Source organism: Rhodoblastus sp., assembly GCF_052145335.1.
In the GTDB taxonomy this organism is placed as follows: Bacteria; Pseudomonadota; Alphaproteobacteria; order Rhizobiales; family Beijerinckiaceae; genus Rhodoblastus.
In genome coordinates this window covers 1-3423 of sequence record NZ_JBKQOU010000118.1, presented here as the reverse complement: position 1 = coordinate 3423, position 3423 = coordinate 1, and the positions used below count along the sequence as shown (strand labels likewise).

General features: G+C 59.0%; 3 protein-coding genes and 1 pseudogene. All 4 read left to right on the top strand.

The genetic code is table 11. The features are described 5' to 3' along the window. Window positions 1-74 precede the first annotated feature (74 nt). The 4 genes and pseudogenes from ACLP2E_RS08320 (at window position 75) to ACLP2E_RS08305 (ending at window position 3199) form a co-directional block, all read left to right on the top strand. Window positions 75-1187 carry an IS110 family transposase gene (locus ACLP2E_RS08320; RefSeq protein WP_442465651.1) on the top strand — a complete coding sequence of 371 codons (1113 nt, stop codon included), beginning with the start codon at window positions 75-77 and terminating at the stop codon, window positions 1185-1187. 127 nt (window positions 1188-1314) lie between these two features. Continuing rightward, window positions 1315-2064: pseudogene (locus ACLP2E_RS08315) on the top strand (IS5 family transposase); the annotation flags it as partial. Between the two features lie 39 nt (window positions 2065-2103). After that, window positions 2104-2295: a hypothetical protein gene (locus ACLP2E_RS08310; protein ID WP_442465650.1), complete on the top strand. Its 192-nt coding sequence runs from the start codon at window positions 2104-2106 to the stop codon at window positions 2293-2295. Between the two features lie 292 nt (window positions 2296-2587). Further along, on the top strand, window positions 2588-3199 hold the full coding sequence (locus ACLP2E_RS08305) for a class I SAM-dependent methyltransferase (protein WP_442465649.1): 612 nt from the start codon (window positions 2588-2590) through the stop codon (window positions 3197-3199). Window positions 3200-3423: the final 224 nt, after the last annotated feature.

Genomic DNA, 3423 nt, shown 5'->3' with positions numbered 1-3423 from the left:
CCCACTGCATGTCCCTAATCGAGGATTGCGCCGGGCTGGCCGGCGCCGAGCCTCAGACATGGGGGACGGGCCTGATGAATAATATCCTTTTTGTGGGACTGGATGTCCATAAGGCGACGATTGCCGTCGCTGTCGCGGAGGGCGCTCGTGGCGGCGAGGTTCGCGAACTCGGCAATTTTCTCAACCAACCCGATCACATCAAGAAATTGGTCGAGCGCCTGGCGAAAGGCGGCCGTTCCTTGTCATTCTGTTACGAAGCCGGGCCATGCGGCTACGGCCTTTATCGTCAGTTGATCGCCCTTGGCCACGAATGCATGGTGGTGGCGCCGTCACTCATTCCCGTGAAGGCGGGAGATCGGGTCAAGACCGATCGCCGGGACGCGGTGATGTTGGCCAAACTTCACCGCGCCGGCGAGTTGACTGCGGTGTGGGTTCCCGATGACGCCCACGAGGCCATGCGGGACTTGATCCGCGCGCGCTCGACCGCGGTGCGGGTCTTGGGCAAGGCGCGGCAGCATCTGCAAAGTTTTCTCCTCCGGCATGGGCGCGTTTATGCCGGCAAGAAAGGCTGGACCCTGGCCTATCGTCGCTGGCTGACGACGGTCCGGTTCGACCACGCCGCCCAGCAATTGGTGCTTCGGGATTACATTCACGCGGTCACTGATGCTGAATCGAGGGTCGAGCGCCTGACGCAGCAGATCGGGGATTTGGCGCAAAACTGGTCGCACGCCCCCGTGGTCGCGGCGTTGCAGGCCATGCGAGGCGTGGCTTTTATCGTCGCCGTGACGCTTGTCGCCGAAGTCGGCGATTTCACCCGTTTCGCAAATCCCCGGCAGTTGATGGCCTATCTCGGCCTGGTCCCTTCTGAACATTCCAGCGGCCGCACAGTGCATCGGGCCGGAATTACCAAGGCCGGAAACGCCTTGGCGCGACGGGCCTTGATTGAAGGCGCCTGGACCTATCGCATGCAGCCGCGCGTCAGCCGGAAGCTGCACGACCGTACTGACGGCCTACCGCAAATCGTTCGCGACATCGCCTGGAAGGCGCAGGTCCGGCTTTGCGCCCGCTATCGCCGCCTCGCTGCGGCGGGGAAGCCCAAGGTCGTCGTCACCACCGCTATCGCCGGCGAGATGCTTGGGTTCGTTTGGGCGATTGCTCAAACCGCCCAGGCGCCCGGCGCGGCTTAACGTCTGCCAAAATAATGCCCACGGCTGGAGGCGGGGCGCGGTTCGGGAATCCTCGCGCCTGTTATGAGCCGGCTCTGCCGACGCTCGCCCCTAGACCGAGGCAGCCCAAGACGAAACCCCGGTCATGCGGCTGTTGCGGGCGATGCTGCTGCAAGCCTTTTATTGCGTGCGCTCCGAACGGCAACTGATGGAGCGTCTCGACACCGACCTGTTGTTTCGCTGGTTCGTTGGTCTCGGCATCGACGATCCTGTGTGGGACGCGACGGTGTTTTCCAAGAACCGCGATCGCCTGCTGGACGGCGCCATAGCGGCGAAGTTTCTCGCCGCCGTGCTGGCGCGGCCGCGCGTCAAAAAGCTGATGTCGAGCGATCATTTTTCGGTCGATGGCACGCTGATCGAAGCGTGGGCTTCGATGAAGAGCTTCAAACCGAAGGACGGTTCCGGCAACGAGCCGCCTCCCGACCCCGGCCGTAACGCCGAGGTGGATTTCAAGGGCGAGAAGCGCTCCAATGAAACCCACGCCTCGACCACCGATCCCGACGCCCGGCTCTATCGCAAGGGCGCGGGCATGGAGGCCAAGCTGGCCTTCCTCGGCCATGCCCTGATGGAAAACCGTGCCGGCCTGATCGTCAACGCCTGCCAGTCGCCGGCTGGCGGACATGGCGAACGCAACGCTGCGCTCGCCATGATCGAGCCGCTCGCCGGCAAGAGACAGGCCTACGCAACTTACCCGGCCATGACCAGCGCGCCGGATGACTCGATCAATGCGATCGCTTCCATTGAACGCCGACGGCGCTGGAGCGCCGCCGAAAAGGCGCGCCTTGTTGAGGAGACAATGCAGCCAGGCATGAGCGTGTCCATGGTCGCCAAGCGCGTCGGGATCGCTCCTTCGTAGCTTTTCGGCTGGCAGCGCCGTGTGGCGAAAGGCGACTCTGGCGCGGCCGAAGCAGCCGAAAACGTGGCTGATTCTCCCATGCTGCGTGAACTTGAAAAGCGCATTCACGAACTAGAGGGACTTCTCGGCAAGAAAACCTTGGAAGCCGAGATCCTCAAGGAAGCAATGGAACTCGCGCCACCGAAAAAGCCGAGATCGCCTTCTGTCTCATGACCCGGGCGAGAGGGCGGCGCAAGGCGAAGACGAGCGCCAAGACTTGAGCGACTGCCGCTCTAAACAATTGCGGGGAGAATGAGTGCGCCAAAGCCGCGCAATCGTCGATGAGCCGACGACCTCAGCCGAAGCCCGCTGCTCCGCTGCTCCACCCATCTTTGTCAAAGAACTTCCGACGAGTTAGGGTGATCATCCTCTCGATATGCATCATCTATCAAACGATCAATACGAAAAAACCATCGCTTGACCCGCAACTATTATGGGCAACGATACATAGCCATGGAGCGGATTCATGCTTAGCCTGGAAAAAATAGGTGCCAAAATAACCCTGCGCAATATATGGAAGCGTCTCGTCTTTCGCAATGTCGATTTCAGCAACAATTACAATGCTTTTCGAACTGCATTTTTGGTAGAGGACCCATATGGTTTGAGAAGTGCGTCTGAGAATTATAGATTCTTGGAGACCAGCCGTCTGATCCAAGCCAATTTCCCTAATGTCGCCCGCCTGCTGGAGATAGGGTGCGCCGAGGGTGAGCAGTCGCGCTATCTAGCCGAGGTGTGCAAGTCAATCAAAGGAATAGATGTAAGCTATCTGGCAATAGCGCGAGCAAAAAAAGCTTGTCCAATGGGAATATTTTCAACAGGTGATATATTCTCTTTACATGAGACATTCGATTTATGTGTCGCCTGCGAGGTCTTGTACTATATGAAGGATATCAACGGAACCCTTTCCCGCATGTGTCAATTGGGCAAAAGCTGCATGGTGACCTATTGGGAAAACTATGCAGATGAAATGGATCGCCATTTCACTCACATTCCAGACACGAACAAGGCCGTAATTCAATACGAAAACACGCGTTGGAAAGCCGTGTGGTGGACTGGCCGGCAATTTGCTGACAGTTAGAGTGGTTTTCCCTCTGAATGAACCAGAGGGGATTGAACTAAGCCGACTTCGTCGGCGGGGCCGGCCCATCGACCACGACTAGGAATCCAGGTTGACGAGAAGAAAGCTGGGGGCCCAGCCAGCCGCTTTGCGCGTTGTCTGTAAGCCTCCTCGCTCATAAAGCCGATTTAGCTGCGCAGCATCGCTCCCATCTCAATTTCGGCAAGGCGGTTCACGCCGCAGGG

Coding starts and splice junctions, on each gene's coding strand:
- ACLP2E_RS08320 (WP_442465651.1), top strand. CDS start 75: ATGAATAATATCCTTTTTGTGGGACTGGATGTCCATAAGGCGACGATT.
- ACLP2E_RS08305 (WP_442465649.1), top strand. CDS start 2,588: ATGCTTAGCCTGGAAAAAATAGGTGCCAAAATAACCCTGCGCAATATA.